We start from the raw sequence: 1,740 nt of genomic DNA, 5'->3' as shown, positions 1-1,740 counted from the left end.
GATGAGCACCGTCCGGCTGGTCGAGCGGCCGGAGGCGGGCAAACGGCTCCAGCACGCCATCGACGAGCTGGACGAGACCATCCGGCAGATCCGCTCGTCCATCTTCGCCCTCCAGGCCCCGCGCGAGGACGCCGCGCCGAGCCTGCGCACGAAGATCGTCGACCTGGTGGAGGGGGCGGGCGCGCACCTGGGGTTCATGCCCGGCCTGCGCATGGAGGGCCAGATCGACACCCTGGTGCCCGACCAGGTGGCCGGGCACCTGCTCGCCGTCCTGCGCGAGGCGCTGTCCAACGTGGTGCGCCACTCCCACGCCACCCGGGCCGAGGTCTCCATCGAGGTCGCCGGCGGCCGGCTCACCCTCCTCGTCGGCGACAACGGCGTCGGCGTGGGCGACGGCGGGCGGCGCAGCGGCCTGCGCAACATCGAGGAACGGGCCGCCGACCTCGGCGGGGCCGCCGAGCTGGAGACGCCGGAGGAGGGCGGCACCCGCCTGCGCTGGCACGTCCCGCTGTGACGGCCGCCCCCCGCGCGTCCTAGGTCCCGGGAGGTCGGGACCTTCGTCCATACCCCGCGTCATGCCCGCTGAGCTGTGATGGGACGGCAAAGCCAGGTGATCGCGGCCATCCAGGCCGCCCCGCCTCCGCATGAACCACGTGAGGAAGACATGACGAACCCACCGGCCACCACCCCCGGCCGCAGCCCGGCGTTGATGCTCACCCTGGCGACCCTGGGCTTCGCGGTGAACTTCTGGGCCTGGGCCCTGCTCAGTCCGCTCGGGCCGCGTTTCAAGGAGCTGCTCGGGCTGTCGGCCGGGCAGCAGGCGCTGCTGGTGGCCGTCCCGGTGATCGTGGGGTCGCTGGGCCGCATCCCGGTCGGCGCGCTCACCGACAGGTTCGGCGGGCGGGTGATGTTCCCGCTGGTCTCGGCGGCCACCATCGTCCCCGTCCTGTTCATCGGCCTGTTCGGGCAGACGTCGATGGTCTCGCTGCTGATCGGCGGGTTCTTCCTCGGCGTCGGCGGCACCGTGTTCGCCGTCGGGGTGCCGTTCGTCAACGCCTGGTTCCCGCCGAACCGGCGCGGCCTGGCGGTCGGGATCTTCGGCGCGGGGATGGGCGGCACCGCGATCAGCGCGCTGACCACCGTCCCGCTGGTCAGCGCCGGCGGCGCCGCCGTGCCGTTCCTCATCACCGCCGTCGTGCTGGCCGCGTACGCGGTCGTGGCGTGGCTGGTGCTGCGCGACGCGCCCGGCCGTGCCGTCGTCACCCAGCCGCTGGGTGCGCGCATGGCCGCCGCGCTCAGGCTGCCGATCACCTGGCAGGCGTGCGTGTTGTACGCGGTCGCCTTCGGCGGTTACGTCGCCTTCTCGGTCTACCTGCCCGCCTACCTGCAGACCGGCTACGGGCTGGAGCAGGCCGACGCCGCCAACCGGATGGCCGGGTTCGTCGTGCTGGCCGTGCTGGCCCGGCCGATCGGCGGCTGGCTGTCGGACCGCGTCGGCCCGGTGCCCGTGCTGACCGGCGTGTTCGTCGTCACCGCCGGCACGGCGGCCGTGCAGGCGCTCACCCCCGGCCTCATGCCGGTCGGCACGATCGCGTTCCTGACCATGGCCGCCGCGCTCGGCGCCGGCAGCGGCGCCACCTTCGCGCTGGTCGCGCAGGTCGCCCCGGCCGACAAGGTCGGCACGGTCACCGGCCTGGTCGGCGCCGCCGGCGGGCTCGGCGGGTTCGTCCCGCCGCTGGT

At 74.4% G+C, this 1,740-nt stretch carries 2 protein-coding genes; both read left to right on the top strand.

The window, feature by feature from the left end; genetic code table 11:
• Positions 1-514, top strand: a 514-nt coding sequence (locus tag ACWCSD_RS52325; RefSeq protein WP_449927349.1) for a sensor histidine kinase, incomplete at its 5' end; no start/stop codon positions are given.
• 150 nt (positions 515-664) lie between these two features.
• Positions 665-1,740, top strand: a 1,076-nt coding sequence (locus tag ACWCSD_RS52320; RefSeq protein WP_449927346.1) for an MFS transporter, incomplete at its 3' end; no start/stop codon positions are given.

The sequence above is a fragment of the Nonomuraea sp. NPDC001684 genome, from assembly GCF_053596515.1.
Note: the sequence above shows the minus strand (reverse complement) of the source record. Positions and strands in the feature narration are given on the sequence as shown.